The organism is Providencia sp. PROV130 (assembly GCF_028482225.1).
In the GTDB taxonomy this organism is placed as follows: Bacteria; Pseudomonadota; Gammaproteobacteria; order Enterobacterales; family Enterobacteriaceae; genus Providencia; species Providencia rettgeri.
In genome coordinates this window covers 85307-102876 of the sequence record NZ_JAMPQC010000006.1, presented here as the reverse complement: position 1 = coordinate 102876, position 17570 = coordinate 85307, and the positions used below count along the sequence as shown (strand labels likewise).

Sequence of the window (17570 nt, the reverse complement as noted above, 5' to 3'; positions counted from 1 at the left end):
AAAAGTATGTGACCCGGAGTAGCTAAACGAAGCCAACACCGCTACAGTGCGAAGGATGACGAAAATTTAGTAGTAAAGAGCAATATACTGATCATCCACCCGCTTAATATCCACTGGCGTATCAAAAATATCCTCAATAATTTCAGATTTCATGATCTCTTCTGGTTTACCGTGATAAGACAGACGCCCATTTCTCAGTGCAACAATGTAGTCAGAATAAACTGATGCAAAGTTAATATCATGGATGACTAAAATAATCGTTTTACCCAGCTCATCAGCTGCTTTACGCAGTAATTTCATCATAATCACTGCATGCTTCATATCGAGATTATTCAATGGTTCATCAAGTAAAACATATTCTGTATCTTGACATAAAACCATTGCAACATAAGCTCGTTGTCGTTGGCCACCCGATAATTCATCTAAATAACGGTGACGCAAATCTGATAAATTAAGAAAAGAGAGTGACTCATCAATTTTCTTTTTATCATCAATGGTTAAACGGCCTTTCGTGTATGGGTAACGCCCAAAACCAACCAGTTCCTCAACGGTTAATCGACTCGCAAATTGGTTCTCTTGACGCAAAACCGATAAACATTTTGCTAATTTATCACTGGGTGTTGTTGAGACATCGAGTTCATTCACTTTGACATAACCGCCGTCATCGGGCTGTAACAAACGCCCAATAATCGACAGCAGTGTTGATTTACCTGCACCATTAGGCCCGATGATTGAGGTAATACCGCTATTTTTAATTGTTGTTGTCACGTTATCTAAGACTTTAGTATCCTGATAACTTTTCGATATCTGACTAATTTCAATCATACTAAAACCTTCTTAACACCATATAAATAAAGAAAATTCCGCCGACAAACTCGATAACGACTGATAATGTTCCCGCCATATTTAGACCATACTCAAGAATCAACTGGCCACCAATCAGCGCAATGACACCAAGTAGAAAGGAAACGGGGAGCAAATAGCGGTGCTGGCTACTGCCAGCCACTAAATAAGCTAAGTTCGCGACCATCAAGCCTAAGAATGTTAAAGGGCCAACCAGTGCCGTAGAAACGGCAACCAAGATTGAAATAAGTAACAAAATAACAGTGACTTGTTGGCGATAATTGATCCCTAAGTTCACCGCATTGGCTTGCCCTAACGCGATAACATCAAAACAATAGCGCATGCGCCATAATAAGATACCCACCACAGCTGTAATCAGCAGCGTAAATATAATCAGTTCGGGAGTCCCCTTCGTGAAGGTTGCAAACATCCGGCTTTGTAAAATAGAAAATTCATTGGGGTCCATTAAACGCTGTAGTAATGTCGCCACACTGCGAAATAATGTGCCAAGAATGATACCTACCATCAATACTAGGTTGATATTCATTTTAACTGACACAAATAACCAGCGATAAAGCAGAACAGAGAACAGCACAAGTAATGTGGACTCTAATAAAAATTTACCAATATTCAATAACCAAGAGGATGGAAAGCTATCGGTATAGAAGACAAAAATGGTTTGTAATAATATAAATAATGCTTCTAACCCCATGATAGATGGGGTCAGTATCTTATTATTAGCAATGGTTTGAAAGAGAACTGTTGAAACCCCAGCAGCGAAAGCCACCACGATCATCGTGAGAACAATATAGCCTCGATGCGGCAAAATGTAGGCAAGGTTACTGCCCAAATTGACCGTCATATAAAGAATAATGGATAACAATGACAATGCCAGTAGTATCCATATTCTTTGCAACGGCGTTACCCTTTTCTTAGGCAACGCTATTGATGTATTAACTTTTTGCATAACGTTGTTGCTTCAACAATAAATATAAAAAAATCACCGCGCCAACAACACCTAAAATCACACTTGCAGGGATTTCAAATGGATAGCGAATTAAGCGCCCAATAATGTCACACAGTAAAACTAAGCCACCGCCAGCGATACAAATCCATGGGATGGTTTTACGTATGTTATCCCCCATCACTAAGCTCACGAGATTTGGAATAATTAAGCCTAGGAAAGGTAACGCCCCGACCACCACGACCACTACGCCGCTAATTAAAGCGATAATCGATAAACCGATGGTCATCACTTTGCGATAATTTAGGCCAACATTAATTGAAAACTCACGTCCCATACCGGCAACCGTAAAGCTATCGGCAATCCAGCAAGCAATTAACGTTAATATTCCTACTAACCACAATAGTTCATATCGGCCTTGAATGATGCTAGAAAAGTCACCGCTCATCCATGCACCAAGTGATTGTAATAAGTCGAAATAATAAGCAGTAAAAATGGTCAATGCGCTAATCACTGCACCCAACATAATCCCTACTAAGGGGACTATCAGGGCGGATTTTAAAATTACACGACGCAATAGCACCATAAACAACATGGTGCCAAGAAGTGCAAAACCGCTAGCGACCACCATCTTAGTCATAATACTTGCTGCTGGGAAAAGCACCATAACGACCAATAAACCTAAACTGGCTGACTGGGTTGTCCCTGCAAGAGAAGGTTCAACAAAGCGGTTTTGTGTTAGTAATTGCATGATTAGCCCAGCAACGCTCATGGCGCTACCTGCTAAAATCAAGGAGACGGTTCGGGGAATTCGGCTAATAAAAAAGATGTCTTGCATCTCTGGGTCGGTGAAAAGCGAAACGGGTGACACGTCACCCGCTCCAATAAACAAGCTTAATACCGCTAAAACCAATAACGCGATAATTCCACAAAAAAGATAAAGCGTTTTCATCGGTTATTTTGCTTGGCTCTTCTCTAATGCTGTATTGATATCGTCCATTAACTTAGAGTAGGTTTGAATCCCACCCGCAATATACACGGCGGTTGGATCAAGGTAAGTAATTTGGCCTTTTTCCCACGCGGCGGTTTTTCTCACTAATGCGTTATCAAGTACTTCAGCCGCTGGCTGTGCATCAGATTTACCAATTGCGTTATCGCGGTCGATAACAAATAACCAATCTGGGTTTAATTTCACCAGTAACTCTGCATTCACGATATTACCGTGGCGACCTGTGTTTTCTTCAAACACATAGGCAGGTTCAAAACCTAACACATCAAAGATAAAGCCGAAACGAGAACCAGGGCCATATGCAGAGATTTTACCGCCACTGACTAAGATCACCATCGCTTTACCCGCAGTAGGCGCTTTAGCTTTGATACCGTCAATTTTGGTATTGAAGTCAGCAATCAGTTTTTTGGCTTGTTCTTCTTTACCAAACAATGCACCAAGTTCATTAGTACGTTCAGTTAAGCTACCAATAAAGTTTTTGTTATCAATGTCTAATGAAATTGTTGGCGCAACACCACTGAGCTTGTCATAGGCATCACGGGCACGGCTTCCACCTAAAATCAGATCAGGTTTAGCATTACTTAATGTTTCATAAGCAGGTTCAAATAATGTCCCGCCATTAACGTATTCAGAACCACTATATTTCGTTAAGAATTCAGGGAAGCGAACGTTGGTTTGTGGAACGCCTGCAACTGGGGCTCCCAGTGCATCCATGATGTCCAGTGTTTCCATGTTCATCACAATGACTTTTTGAGGGTGACGAGGAATTTCGGTTTTGCCTTGGGCATGTTCTATCGTAATAGTTTGTTTTTCTGCAACTTGAGTTGTTTCTGTCGTGTCTTTCGCGTTATCACAACCGGCTAATACTAACGCAGATAACAAAGCAATACCCGAAACTAATGATTTTGCAAACATCTAATGTCCTCCGTCCATCGATAAAAGTACTGATGATTAAATTTTGTGATTCACAATTTAGCGTATATTACACGCAAATAAGCGCAAATGATATTAGTTTGCATTTGCATTCACCGAAAAGTTGTCACAACGCACAAAAACATCAATTTAATACGTTGAATCCATGAGTTTTAATGTTTTAAAAGAAAAGGAAAATATAAAAAGCGAGGAAAATTGAATAAAAACGTGATTTGGCAGCGTGTGATGACACTTCATTCAGTAGAATAAATAGGTTGAGCTTTCGACTGTACTTGTTTGCATAACTACTTTTATTACAGCAGGCGACATAAAGTCATCATCTCAACCTATTTACCATTAACGCCCATTTAAATGCTCATTATTACATATCATCCAGTCGCCCGTTTTCACTGAGCTGAGAACTAATATCTTCAAGGAACCAATCAATCGGTGTGCCCATCAAAAATGAGAGTTTAAATAAATGAAACAAATCAATTTTGATTTTGCCTCTTTCATAACGAGAGATTTGTTGCTGACTAACACCTAACAACTGAGCTAACTGAAACCCTGTATATCCCAGTTCTCTACGTTTTTCTAAGATCCTCTGACCTACCATATAATGGATTTTTTCACTGCCGTTTTCTGAATACATATTTTCACCATTTATTAAGGCACAGTTAAAATAAGAGCTGCGGCACCTTCAAATTGACCGGCTTGAACTCGGCCATTGGTACCTAATACTGCTTTCAGGGTGACCGAATTTGTTCCACCAGCAGGTACATGGATTTTGTAACCATTTTCCCCTGGGGTATCGTTCCCACCTAAATACAAATTCGCATATAAGCTATTATCTGCCCGTAAATTTACACGGCCATTTGTCACGTTAACACCTGTGGCAATCACCAAAACATCCATTGCTAAGTTACATGTCACACTGATGTTCACTTGTTTTGATTGGCCAGCAAGTTCTGCTTCGCTAATTGGGCCAAAGTTGATATCTGGGATCGTATTGTTGATCTTACAAGCTCCAATCGGTGGAGGCGCAATACCACATAATGAGCCGGGAATTAACCCACCTCTACTTGTAACCCCAGTATGATCTTGGTAAAACAGCCCCACGCACTCTTGGTTATTTTGCAGCCTAACTCCGGTATGAACTGCCCACTGTGTTGCTGGAGCTGTCGCCCTTGCCAAAACACCGGGTATATTCTGAATGTCACGCATGTATCGATACTTAGAAATTTCGGCCAACTCGACAGTTGCCGCCCCCGGTGTTCCACTAGCGGTATGCTTATGGCTTATGGTGAGATAGCACTTCGACCACCCAAAGCAAGGATTATACGTAGTTGGCAATTCAGGGTCCCAGCGAGCAATAACATACTTATAGTCTGCATCCCCATTATTTGGGTTATTACCGGGTCTTGATTCCGTGATATAAGAAAAAATAGAGGCGGATGCAGTAGATGACAACATGACTGCACCAAACAAGAGCGATAAAAAAACTTTCATATTAGTTCAGCCTTATTATTCATAATCTAATTTAAATGTTGCTACAGCACTGTAAGGCCCTACTTTTATTGTCTTATCAGCAATAGCATCCGGTTCACCTTTTAAATAGGCGTAGAACCGCAACTGGTTAGTACCATCTTGTAGCGTTAGCTTCGAGCCTTTCTGTTCAATCGCCAGTGGTGTTTTATCTGAATTTTGTAGCCCCACCGCGAAACCGGATGCAACACTACTCGTTGATAACGCTAAAAAACCAGGTAGTGCTAGATTAGGCGTTCCTGAAAAGGTGACTTCCACAAATTTGCCTATTGTCGTGTCACAGTCAGACAACTTAATCACAAACTCTTTAGGCGGGGTTTCACCATAGGCATAAAAGTTTTTCTCCGGTGTATCAAAAAAATCCATCGGAATGTTTTCATCACCCGGTAAAATAGTGCAAGGTTCCTCTACTAAATTACCGATAACTCTTAAATTATCAGGCACAGCAAAAGCAGCATTAAAGTTAATAAGTAAGGCTCCTGCTACTGCACATTGAATTAGTTTGTTCATTATTGGTACTCCGCTAGCAATGTCCCTGTTGCAGTAAAGCCTCCTTCAGGCAACGTAACTCCCAATCGCTTGACAGGAACAACCTCTAAAACAGGCGGTTGCCCATAGGTAATTTTTAATGGTTTATTGATTTCAAAACCTAAACCATTTTGGGTAATACGCATGCCAAGATCTCGGAAATTAGTTTCCAGTGCCGACTTATCAAAATCTGTTGCTGTCCCTTTGATAGTTAGCATTAAGTCCCAACCTTTTAAGTTGTCTTCACACTTCAAAGCGTAATTAATAGGTTTCGTAAATCTGACACCATCAATCTTATGTAAACCAATATCTTTGTATTCGATAACGTGGACTTTATCTTCAAAAACAGTGCAAGGCGGTGGAATTAGTAAGGTTCCCGTAAACTCCACATCATTTGCCATCACGGCACTGCTAGGTATAACTAACAAACTCATTATCAGAGGAAGTCTTTTCATTATTCTTTGCATTATTTTTCCCTCACTGATAATCAAGTTTGATAGTGACGCCTGCATGAAAAACCCCACCCTTTGTTAATGTTGTGGATAAATCACGAACAGGTATGGCTTCAAACTGAGGCGCATTTGGGTAAACAAACTTGATTTCTTGGTTTAATCGAAGCTTGCTTCCGTTATAACGAAAAGCAATTCCTAAACCCGGAAGATCTGTTTCAATTGCACCGTTATCAAAAGATGCAGGAACACCAACCAACGTCATTTTCATTTGTGATGTTGGTCTTTTCTCACAATTAATATTGTAATTTATAGGTTTTGAATAAGCGTTACCGTCAATTCGCGTACTCATGATTTCATCAAAATTGACTTTAATGATATTCCCGCCGTTGATTTTGCAAGGCGGTGGAGCCAAAACAACCCCTTTAATCGGTACAGTTATCATACCCGGCGTGATTGTCGCCCGTGTATTTCCCGATGGGCTAATACGCGAATCGGGTAATCCGGCATAAGAAACCGATGTAAAAAATAGTCCAGCGAGACAAGATGCCAGCAGGTACCGCTGCTTATTTAAATCACTCATAATCCACCTTAAAGTCCATTACGGCGCTGAAACTTCCTTCCGTCAGTTTTTCGGGAGTTCTCACTGGTGTAACAAAATATTGAAGAGTTCCCTGCGGTGCATCGAGAAATTGAGGACGACCTCGGCTTCCTAGCCTGATGTCTTCTCGTTGTGCATCTGTCACTTCTAACGCCAAGCCGGAGACGCCTTTTACACTTAACATTTCTGGAAAATGCTGATCTGATACAGCAACAAAAGAGACAGTTATCACTGGTTGCATTGCATCCCAAAGCGCTCGACCCGTTCTCGTGTCTTTCATTCGGCTTTCCGTGCGAATGCAATGTCTAAATTCTAATTCGAATGAAACTGGCTCAGCTCTATCACCCGGTTTACGGAGTGAATAAGAAGGGATCTCCCCTAGAGACACTTCTTGGCGCATTGAATTAGTCACATCCATCGTACAAGGTGCTTCGGTCATCATGCCATTTACTGTCAATGTTCCGTGTAATCCATCAATATCCCAACTGTCTGCTCCAAAGGTGAACACTGGAACTAAACCGAATAAGATAGTGCTGAACAGGAGAGTCCTTTTCATACGTTATTCCCCGTTATCTGTCCGTCGAAGATTCAACTTTGCAAGTTGTACCAGCGCAACCAAACGTCAATTTAGGCCTTCCACCATAATCGTTGATATAAGTTAGAACTGGTTTTGCCCCCATGGCGCTTGCACTACCTTTAAGCATTCCATTACTTTTTGGTGAGATCATGACAGGCTCAAACTGTTTCACCGTGTCTCCGCCCACTTTTGTACTTGCGTCTACAATAGTGACGAAATAAGCGGTTGGATTCGTGACTTCGTAGGCATCACCCTTACGTGTTAGCGTGATTTTTTCTTGCCATGGATTTTCTAAATCCGTGCGTGTGGCATATAACGCTTTTGGGCGATAAAACAATTTAATTCGCGTCTGTAATGCAATTTGTAATACGTTCGCTTCTTTACTACGTGGTGGAATTTCACGTAAATTAAAGTAATAAACACTCTCTCTGTCCTGAGGCAATGCGGCAACATCAGGGAGAGATTGAATTTTAACTTGGCTACCTTCCCCCGCTTCTACACGTTGAACCGGGGGTAAAACTGTGAGTGGGCTTTCAATTTTGTTACCATTTACATCTTCGATCCACCCCTGTGCAAGGTAAGGTAACTCTGTGTTTTCATTCTTAATATTCAAGCTAATGGTCTTTTCAGCCCCATTATAAATGACGCGTGTTCTATCAAGTGCAATCGCGGCCAAAGCCTGCCCACATAGCACCGCAGATAACGTGATTGTCGTAGTAAAAAATGCAATTTTTTTAATATTCATATGTACCAACTATTTATAAAATCAAGTAACGTGAGTTACTCGGTATAATCTGCACTGTAAGCAATATCCGGTGGTTTCAATAACCAACGCTGACTCGGTGCTACGCCCTGTTTAATCGGTGCAGGTTTGTAAACTGGAGCTGACTGCCCAACAGGAACGGCTTTTGCTGGCATATACCCAGGTTCAACACTTGGGCTGCTTGTACACGGTAATAACAGTGAGTTAAATTCAGCCGTTGTAATATTTTCTGGAACCTGGATTTTGCATTGCACACTTCCATCCCAATGCACATCTAAAACTTCATTTGGGTTAATACCAGAGATATACACGGAGCCATTGTCCGTCACGATACCGAGCTCTCTATTCTTCTCATTTCTCACGGTGGCGCCGAATGGCGGGTAACTACCGTCAGCCAATGCCAATCTCACCATGGTTTTAACACCTGATAAAACTTCAAACTCGCGGTAAGCAACCGCCCCTTCGGTCAGCGTAATTGGCTGAGATGTCCGAATAGCTTCCACGTTATCAGGCAATTGAGTCACATCAATATGTGTATTGGTACGGTAGTAATCACTGATATCAGCGACCACCGCTTTACCAAAAATATTGGTTTCAGTGCTCGGCCCAAAACCTTGGATAGGTACATTTTTTACACCTTCAGTACCCACCATCACACGGCTACCACCTGGGGTATTAATACGATGCAGTGCGGCACCATGACCTGTGACTGTTGCACCACCTTGTAAAGAAAAGGCGGCTGAAGAAGTATCGCCATTGATATAGCTGGTACTTGCAGTCACTGTTGCTAAATCTGCGTAACGCGTATAGAAACCATCAATAGTTCCACGGCCTCGGCTACTCACCCCAGTACCAACACGATAGTTGGTCTTATCATCAACGGAGTCGAAATAGCTGACAGTGTGTGAGTTACCATCTTTCGTTATCATATTGTTGTAGCTAATTGATGCTCTATCTGCCCATGGCAAAGAGAGGTTCATGTATAGCCCATCGTCATTATTTCTATTATCAAATTTGTTACGGAACGCCGTTAAACTTAAATTGATGTTTTTAAAACGACCAATATTGAAATATTTCGCAATAGAAACGTTATAGCGTTTTGCCGCTGGCTTATTCCAATAGGTTTCGTGGTTATAGTTCAGATACGCTGTTAGGTCTGCATTTGTGAAATACTTATTAAATGTAATCGTATACAGCTCTTTACTATTATCGAATTCCACACCTCTATAGCGGCGATCTAAGTATTGGTTCATACTCATAAAGTCACGTTCAGAGAATCGATATCCTGCAAAAGTGACTTGGCTATCATATTCTTCAAAACGTTTTGAATAACTTAAGCGATAAGACGCACCCGTATAGGTTTTGTTATCTGTTTTCAGTTTTGCGCGTGACTCAGTGACGTCGAATGAAATTGCACCAAAGGCGAGTAAATCTCGACCAATACCGAGTGATAATGCGTTATAGTCGCCCGCCGCTATTCCACCACCGAATAATGACCAACCGTTGGAGACCCCCCAACTAAACTCTCCTGTAACAAACCCTTGTCCCTCTGTTTCATGTTCCATATTATTAGGTCGGCCACCTGCAATCTTAAACAGCACTGAGCCTGGACGCGTTAAATAAGGAATAGAGGCGGTATTCATTTGGAATTCTTGTACGGAGCCATCTTGCTCTTCGACGCGGACATCTAATTTACCGCTTACCGCATCACTTAAGTCTTGAATACGAAAAGGCCCTGGTGCAACTTGGGTTTCATAAATAACTCGCCCTTGCTGAGTCACAATAACTTTTGCGTTGGTTCTTGCAACACCGGTGACTTCAGGCGCATAACCACGTAAATTCGGTGGTAACATTCTCTCATCAGAGATAAGGCTTACCCCCATATAGCGGAACGAGTCAAATAACCCAGAACGCAGAAATTGTTCACCCATAGTCAGCTTCGCGTTCAGTTCTTTTACTGCTCTATAAGCGTAATATTGGCTCCAATCCCATTTCCGGTCTGTCGGCTGCCCATTAGTACGATTATAACTTGCTTGCCAATCAGCCCTAAACCGCCACGCACCAAGGTTAAAACCTGTAGTACCATTACCAGTAACCGACTGTTTATTGGCTGAATCCGCAGGTCTTGTTAAGTTAGCATTCAAGTTATAGTCAAAAATTAGAGCGGGTACCCCTTCATCCCAACGTGATGGTGGATCCCAGTTATCAGAAGTAAACTCGATATAAGCCTGAGGTACCGTAATTGTGATAGTTTCTTTGGCTAAAGAACCATTGATTGTCATTCCTGGGATCGTTTCAGGAATTAAACATTGGCTCTTATTAGCAAACTCAACCTTCTGCTTCCATTCATCGCGCAAAGCGATATGGTCGACAACATCTGGCGTTAAACAAGGCTCTGTCATACTCGGATCATTAGGATCCGCGATATATTCAATATCAAAAGTGTCAGCTAAGTCGCGACTATTTAAATTAATTTTAAATGGGTATTTCCCTGGCATGACATAGCCTGCTCGAGAAAACTCATTTAAGGAAATATTGCTTTTATCCTGAAGGTCTAAAACATCCGTATTAAACTCAATACTATCATTATTCGCATTAGCTAAATTTATATGAGCAATGGCTATAAACACCATGGTAGCAACAGGCGTTAAAAAATAACTTACTGAGTTATTAAATACTTTATTTTTACTTTTTAATCGCAGAGCCATAATAGTCCCTTAGTAATAACTCAGTAATAATCCATTTTAAAACGGATAGTTGTCTGATAATTTCCTGGTTTTAAGCGTTTATTATTAGGTACTATCTGCACCTTATAGTGCAGAGTTGTCTCCCCCGCTCTAATGGGTAAATCAGGCATTGCCTTACCAGGTATTGCAACATTTCCAGCTATATCAGAAATTTTTACTGACAACCCATTTGCATGCCCGAAAACATCGAAGCTGCGGCCATCTGTTGGACCATCAAATGTAATATTGAAAGTTTGCCAATTAGGGGCTCCAGGAGTTACCGGTGTTAGAACGCAATTGATAAGGCGTATAGAGAAATCACTTGCTGGACTTTCTCTGTCGTGAATTATCTGGCTAACCGGTACAGTTATTATGTTAACTGATTGGTCTCGGCTATCTGCATCAATTGCACAAGGGCTCTCAATGATTGAACCGCCCATAGTGACAGTTCCTTTGAACTGACTTTGTGCCCGAGAATTTTGATTTTGCGCACTCGCTATCGGGGCAAATATCATTCCTGAAAGCACCATGACAATGATGCCAAAGTGATTCATAGCGACTCCATTTCAACGTAATAACCAATTTCAATGCATTAAAATTAGTGCCCATACATCCTTGTACGGGCGATACCAATTACTGGTAGCTCAGAGCGAATGTTGCGATTGCATCAAATTCACCTGGAACAGCAGGGTTATTTGTTGCATCAGCATCACCTTGCAAATACGCTTGGAAACGCAATGTATTCGCACCAGTGAGTAGAGTTTGAGATGCCGATTTCGCGCCTAAGGCAATTTTAGTACCGTTGAAATCAGTGATCACGATACCCGCATTTTTCGCAGTACCCGCGATAGCTAAACCATCTGGTACAGCATCACTTTTAATACCAGAAAATGTGGTTTGAACCGTTTTCAGCGTCGTGATGTCACACTGCTCTAATTGGATATTAAAGTCACGAGCAACACTTTTACCGCCACCGTTTAATGCAGATGTCGCGATAGCTCCCATTGGAACTTCAAATGCCTGAGAACCAGGTGGAACTGAGCAAGGAGCGTCAATGATTGAACCTTTAAAAGTGACTTGGCCGCCACCTTGGTTTGCAGAAGCAGAACCAGCAACCACAGCCAGACCTAAACCTAATACTAAAGCAAGTTTATTTAATTTCATTTTATACATTTCCATTAGATAAAAAGACAACACAAATTAAAATAACAAGTTATTATTAATCTGATTATTTTAATTTTTTTCTTAAAATATATTCGGTTAGTAAACATTAAGGATTGACACTAATAATTATTCCTATTTATCAAACTCCATTAATAAATAAAATAATTAAACAATGCATCAATGCGTTGCCATTATTATACCTCATTTTAGTTATGTCAAATCCACAAATTAATTAACCACTCACATTGTAAGTTAGTGATATATATATAATATCCATAATATACTCTATTTTGAATACACCATTACAGGATAAACAAGTGATGTAAATCTAATTAAATTGATTTTTTCTTAATAAAAAACCACAAAATAAACCCAATCATTATTAATAAAGTTTTTTATACTCATAAAACGGGTTCTTATTAGTGAAAAAAAATGGTTCGGAAAATAACTCTAACATTAAAACAAGCCTAAATTATTAAAACGAAATTTTTATCGGTGGATAATTAATCAGAAATATCCCAAAAAAAAGAACTAAATAATTTCATAATATTTCTTAATTCATTAATTGTTACATTTCAATCCAAATAATCCAAACACAATAATTACAATAATATCAAATAGATAAATCAATATAACCATACATAAAAACATAAATCACAACGAGAAAAGAATAATATAATAAAACATTTTTTTAAATTAAAATGAAAATAGAAACAATTAAGTGAAAATTCAAAAAAAGCATACACTAGAAAAACCTTCGTATTACAAAATATTTCAAAAGGTAATTAAAGGTAATTTTTAATTAATTTATAAACACATAAATCTTATCTTAAGACCTAGAAAATTCAAAATAAATATTTTCAATAACAATTTAATTATTTCATTATGAAATTAATCTATTTAATTAAGATAAGTTAGATAAAATCATTTATTAGAAAACTCACAATGAGTAAGTATGATATCTTAAATTGTTATCGATAATTACATCACTGACATAATAGTGACATTAAAATATAGAGACCTTACCGTTAAGTAAAAACACCCATCAAACAAAACATAATTCATCTTTATTATTAACATTATCGACATACTTATTGTTGCATTTGTAGGTAGCTAAAAACTTAATTTACTACCCAAGAACAATGGAACTAAAATATGATGAAAGTAGATATTATTGAGTCAAATATAAAATAGATTGATCTCAATCAGGTTAAGAACAATCTATGCTAGCTTAGTTTGATGTCAATACGTCTTTATTTTCATGATAAGGTATACATTGAGATGGTACATGTGAGTAAGCAAGAAGCCATATCATACTCTAAGCATCGGTGAGTCGGTAGATAGTCTCTAACTAGTCAAAGTATAAGATAAGAAGTAGAAATTTTACTGCCGCTTCGTGGCGTCAGAGTTTGAGGTGATTGCCAACAAGGCTAATTTTTTCTTCTCTTACCCCATGAGAGCTGATCCTCAATAGTGTTATCGGATTAATTTTTCAGCTGTAAAGCAACATACAATAGAACCTTGCTTTCAATCGTTAGTAGATCTAATTTTGTTATCTCAGATATTCTTTTTAAACGATAATCTAGTGTATTCCTATGAATAAACAACTCTTTAGCTGTTTCACGAGATAATAAATTATTTTTAAACCAGACTGTTAATGTTTTAATCAATACACCATTAGAATCTTCATGCAATAATGTATTCAATGGTTTTAATAATTCTTCTGAAGACCATTTAAAATTTAACCCGTATAATAATACGGGTAGCATGATATCTTGGTAACAATAAACTTTTAATTGGGGTTTTTTAGCTTTCCCCACTTGCATGGTAATTTTAGCTGTCTCATATGATTTTTTAATTGATTCCTCTGCAGGATCTAAAAAGAAATTACCTAATGATATTTTCACTTGTAATTTAAATAATTTAAGAATATCTGATTCTAATTTTAAAATTTTCTTTTTTTCATTGTCAATATCCCAGCGATTGAACTTATTTAATGCAGGGGTTAAGCAGACAATTTCCGTCAAAGATTGAATAGCGACTAAGTTATCAGGATTATTATATTCTATTAATTTTTTAATTTCTTGCAATTCACTAAATGCACTATTTACACCTAATTGTCCGCTATCTACTTCAATAATAATAGCGACTCGTGGAATAGAGAAATTAATATTAAGCTTTTTAGACCATTCAGTTATGTTATCAGGAATTGTTCCATTTTCGATATACGTAAGAATAATTTCTTCTTTAAAACGATCGTTTAAATTCAAATGGTTATAAATTTCTGCCTGCTCTAACATCATTACTGCCGTCATAGAAACCAGCTCCCCAAATTGTTTAATTTGAGTTGGCTCCCCCGTTAATCCTATTACACCAATAATTTTACTATTCAAATAAAGAGGTAAATTAACACCTGGTTTAACCCCATGTAAATGATTCGCAGTGGCGTCATCAATAACAACTGTTCGCTTTTGCTTTATTGCGAGTAAAGCACCTTCATGAAACTCTCCTAATCTATTACTATCTCCACTTCCTATAATACACCCAGTTTCATCCATAACATTAATATTACAATCAATAATTTTCATGGTTCTATCAACGATTTCTTGCGCTAATTTGGAGGTAAGACAATAATCATACATATTTCAACCTCTTTTACTGGTGCTGTAAAATAGAAACAAACTTTCAAATCATAAGTTTTAATAATATTTATTATTAATTTAATTAACTCCAGTATTCAATATTCCTTGAAAAAATCAAGAAAAATAAACCTCATTTAAAATAAAGCAAACAAAGTTAAATTTTAAAAATATTATTTCAATTTGTATTATCTATTTTAATATTCAGCGTATTTGCAATATTTTTAGTACAATTAAATAAATTACTTTCAGCATTATTTAGAGCTTCTTTTAGTGAGCTAATTTTATGTAAAATACTAAACGCTGAATCAATACCATATTGTTGTAAATGACTGAGATCATCACCAAGGCTTCCAACAATGGCAATAACGGGTATTTTATGTTTTCTCGCTAACTGAGCGACGCCAAAAGGCACTTTGCCATTTAAACTTTGGCTATCTAACCGCCCTTCCCCTGTAATGACTAAATTTGCCCCTACCATATGTGATTCAAGGTTCAAGGTTTGTGCAATAATATCAAAACCAGGCTTAAGTTCCGCTTTGAGAAAAGCAAGTAATGCCGCTCCCATCCCTCCTGCAGCACCTGCTCCTGCAATATAGTGAACTTCCACATGCAAATCTCGCTTAATGATATCTGCAAAATGTTCTAAATTTTTGTCTAATATTTCAACATGTTCATTCGTCGCACCCTTTTGGGGGCCAAATATCACAGATGCCCCATTTTTCCCAATTAATGGGTTCGAAACATCACAAGCAATACTAAATTGACAAGCTTTTATCCTAGAGTCCATTGTGCTGACATCAATACTCGCTAAATCGGCAAGCGCTTGTCCCCCTAATTTGATTTGTTGCCCATGCGAATCTAATAATTTGGCCCCAAGTGCTTGCAACATTCCTGCTCCGCCATCATTGGTTGCACTTCCACCTATACCAATAATAATTTGCTTTACCCCAGTATCTAGGCAGGCCTTTATCAATTCTCCTGTTCCATATGATGTCGTAAGTAATGGGTTTCTTAATTCAATAGGGACTAGCTCTAGCCCACTTGCCGCAGCCATTTCAATAAATGCTTGCTGTTTATTTTGAGATAAACCATAGAATGCCTGAACACTCGAGCCTAAAGGACCAATAACATCAAGATGATAAATTTCCCCATTGGTCGCCTCAACCATCGTGACAACTGTGCCTTCACCGCCATCCGCAATAGGGCACTTAACATAAGTTGCATGTGGAAATACCTCTTTGAACCCGTTCTCAATAACCGTTGCGACTTTCAATGCAGATAAACTCTCTTTAAATGAGTCAGGTGCAATGACTATTTTCATAAAAATAATCCTTTAGAAATTTTTATTATCAATAAGTTAAAAATTCAGGTGGGTACTCGCCCACCTGATACGACTTTTTATTATTTCGGTTCATCGAGTAAAAGGATCATAATTAAGCCAATCACCGCACAGATACCAAAGTAAGAGAAAACAGCATCAAACTTACCGGTCATATCTAACAATAACCCTGCCATCATAGGTGAAACGAAGCCCCCTAAGTTTCCTCCACTATTCACAACAGATATCGCAATTGGATAGTTATTATTATCAGCGACTCCCATTGGATAAGCAGTAAATGCAGGCCAGCCAATATTCAAGAACAAACCAACCGAGAAAAGGGCAAGTGCAACTGCGGTCGTGCTTTCGGGTACATTCAACATCACTAACATCATCGCAATCGTCGCTACTGCGGTAAAAAGCATGGTGGGTTTACGACGACGACCAAAAACTTTATCAGAGATCCAGCCACCAAAAATCGAACCGATAAACCCACCAATAAATGGCATTGATGCAACAAAGCCCATCTTCATAAATGAAAAGCCTTTTTCATTTACCAGATAAGACGGTATCCAGGTTAATATTCCATATAAAATACTTACCATCATGAAATAAGAAATAGTATTACACCAAATATTTTTAGATTTAAATATTTGGGAAGCTGAACTTAATGGTGTGACTGATTTAACACGAATAAATTTATCTAACGTATTAAATTTAGGACTCAAAACAATATTGCCTTCTATTTTCTTTTCTGCAATTTCTGAATTATCGGCACGAATATAATCTAATTCACTTTGCGAAACAAAGCGACTTTCCTCTGGTTTTGTTCTAACAAATAAATACCAAATAATTGCGAGAAAAATACCGGGAATAGCAAATAAAATAAAAACCCAACGCCATCCATAAGTTAATGCAATCCAAACGACTAATGGTGGAACAATAATCGGAGCAAACATCGTTGAAGCAATATAAACGCCAGTGGCAGTTGCTTTTTCTTTTGCTGGAAACCAGTTATTAATTGTCGACGTTAGCCCGACAGGAGTTGGTGCTTCGGCCATACCTAAGCCAAGACGCAACCACTTAATAGCAAAGGCAGATTGGGCTAAGCCAATAAACCAAGTCATGGCAGAAAAACCGAGAATGGATAATGACACCATACCTCTGATCCCACGTTTTGCCATCCAAAATCCTGCGGGTATTTGGCATAAAGCATAACCGAGGAAAAACATACTCGCGAGAGAGCCCGCTTCTAAATTAGTTAATTTAAACTCATCAGTAATAAAAGGTAAAACCGCACCAATATTACTTCTGTCTGCATAATTTACAGCATAGACGATAAAAATCAGGGCTAATACCACCCAACGATAATTCGTCTTTGGCCTAATCGGATTTGAATTTATCATTATTTTCGCTCCAGAGCAGTTTATTATTTAATACACGTTTTATTACCTGCTTTTTTAAGAATGAAACGATCCCTGCTAATTCATTAAAATTAACATTTAGGAACGTTATTTAATTTAAACTTA

General features: G+C 38.5%; 17 protein-coding genes. All 17 read right to left on the bottom strand.

The genetic code is table 11. The features are described from left to right. Positions 1-66: 66 nt before the first annotated feature. Entirely contained in the window at positions 67-825 is a 759-nt protein-coding gene (locus PSF28_RS06200) for an iron ABC transporter ATP-binding protein (protein ID WP_102138091.1), read from the bottom strand. A gap of 1 nt (position 826) precedes the next feature. After that, entirely contained in the window at positions 827-1810 is a 984-nt protein-coding gene (locus tag PSF28_RS06195; RefSeq protein WP_210838764.1) for an iron chelate uptake ABC transporter family permease subunit, read from the bottom strand. Further along, entirely contained in the window at positions 1797-2759 is a 963-nt protein-coding gene (locus PSF28_RS06190) for an ABC transporter permease (RefSeq protein ID WP_004907840.1), read from the bottom strand. The genes PSF28_RS06195 and PSF28_RS06190 overlap by 14 nt, the downstream gene beginning before the upstream one ends. A 3-nt stretch (positions 2760-2762) precedes the next feature. Further along, entirely contained in the window at positions 2763-3731 is a 969-nt protein-coding gene (locus PSF28_RS06185) for a siderophore ABC transporter substrate-binding protein (protein ID WP_210838762.1), read from the bottom strand. A 379-nt stretch (positions 3732-4110) separates the two neighbouring features. Next, positions 4111-4380, bottom strand: coding sequence for a helix-turn-helix domain-containing protein (locus PSF28_RS06180; RefSeq protein WP_210838760.1), 270 nt, complete (start codon positions 4378-4380; stop codon positions 4111-4113). Positions 4381-4394: 14 nt separating this feature from the next. Further along, on the bottom strand, positions 4395-5237 hold the full coding sequence (locus tag PSF28_RS06175) for an MrpH family fimbial adhesin (protein ID WP_210838758.1): 843 nt from the start codon (positions 5235-5237) through the stop codon (positions 4395-4397). A 15-nt stretch (positions 5238-5252) separates the two neighbouring features. Next, the gene (locus PSF28_RS06170) at positions 5253-5783 is read right to left on the bottom strand and encodes a fimbrial protein (RefSeq protein WP_042845555.1); all 531 of its coding nucleotides are present in this window, start codon (positions 5781-5783) and stop codon (positions 5253-5255) included. Beyond that, positions 5783-6268, bottom strand: a complete 486-nt coding sequence (locus PSF28_RS06165; RefSeq protein ID WP_042845556.1) for a fimbrial protein — start codon at positions 6266-6268, stop codon at positions 5783-5785. The genes PSF28_RS06170 and PSF28_RS06165 overlap by 1 nt, the downstream gene beginning before the upstream one ends. Before the next feature lie 10 nt (positions 6269-6278). Further along, positions 6279-6833 (bottom strand): fimbrial protein, encoded by a 555-nt coding sequence (locus tag PSF28_RS06160; RefSeq protein ID WP_042845557.1) that lies wholly within the window; start codon positions 6831-6833, stop codon positions 6279-6281. Then, positions 6826-7407, bottom strand: a complete 582-nt coding sequence (locus PSF28_RS06155; RefSeq protein WP_210838756.1) for a fimbrial protein — start codon at positions 7405-7407, stop codon at positions 6826-6828. Before PSF28_RS06155 ends, PSF28_RS06160 begins: the two co-directional genes overlap by 8 nt. Positions 7408-7420: 13 nt before the next feature. Further along, entirely contained in the window at positions 7421-8173 is a 753-nt protein-coding gene (locus tag PSF28_RS06150; RefSeq protein ID WP_210838753.1) for a fimbria/pilus periplasmic chaperone, read from the bottom strand. A gap of 35 nt (positions 8174-8208) precedes the next feature. Further along, positions 8209-10899 (bottom strand): outer membrane usher protein, encoded by a 2691-nt coding sequence (locus PSF28_RS06145; protein WP_210838751.1) that lies wholly within the window; start codon positions 10897-10899, stop codon positions 8209-8211. A 20-nt stretch (positions 10900-10919) separates the two neighbouring features. Further along, complete coding sequence (locus PSF28_RS06140) at positions 10920-11471, bottom strand: fimbrial protein (RefSeq protein ID WP_272683555.1); 552 nt, start codon at positions 11469-11471, stop codon at positions 10920-10922. Between the two features lie 79 nt (positions 11472-11550). Further along, on the bottom strand, positions 11551-12081 hold the full coding sequence (locus tag PSF28_RS06135) for a fimbrial protein (protein ID WP_210838747.1): 531 nt from the start codon (positions 12079-12081) through the stop codon (positions 11551-11553). Positions 12082-13565: 1484 nt separating this feature from the next. Further along, entirely contained in the window at positions 13566-14723 is a 1158-nt protein-coding gene (locus PSF28_RS06130; protein WP_272684789.1) for a sugar diacid recognition domain-containing protein, read from the bottom strand. A 175-nt stretch (positions 14724-14898) separates the two neighbouring features. Then, positions 14899-16044 (bottom strand): glycerate kinase, encoded by a 1146-nt coding sequence (locus PSF28_RS06125; protein ID WP_210840270.1) that lies wholly within the window; start codon positions 16042-16044, stop codon positions 14899-14901. Positions 16045-16124: 80 nt separating this feature from the next. Further along, positions 16125-17447, bottom strand: a complete 1323-nt coding sequence (locus PSF28_RS06120) for an MFS transporter (RefSeq protein WP_210840269.1) — start codon at positions 17445-17447, stop codon at positions 16125-16127. Positions 17448-17570: the final 123 nt, after the last annotated feature.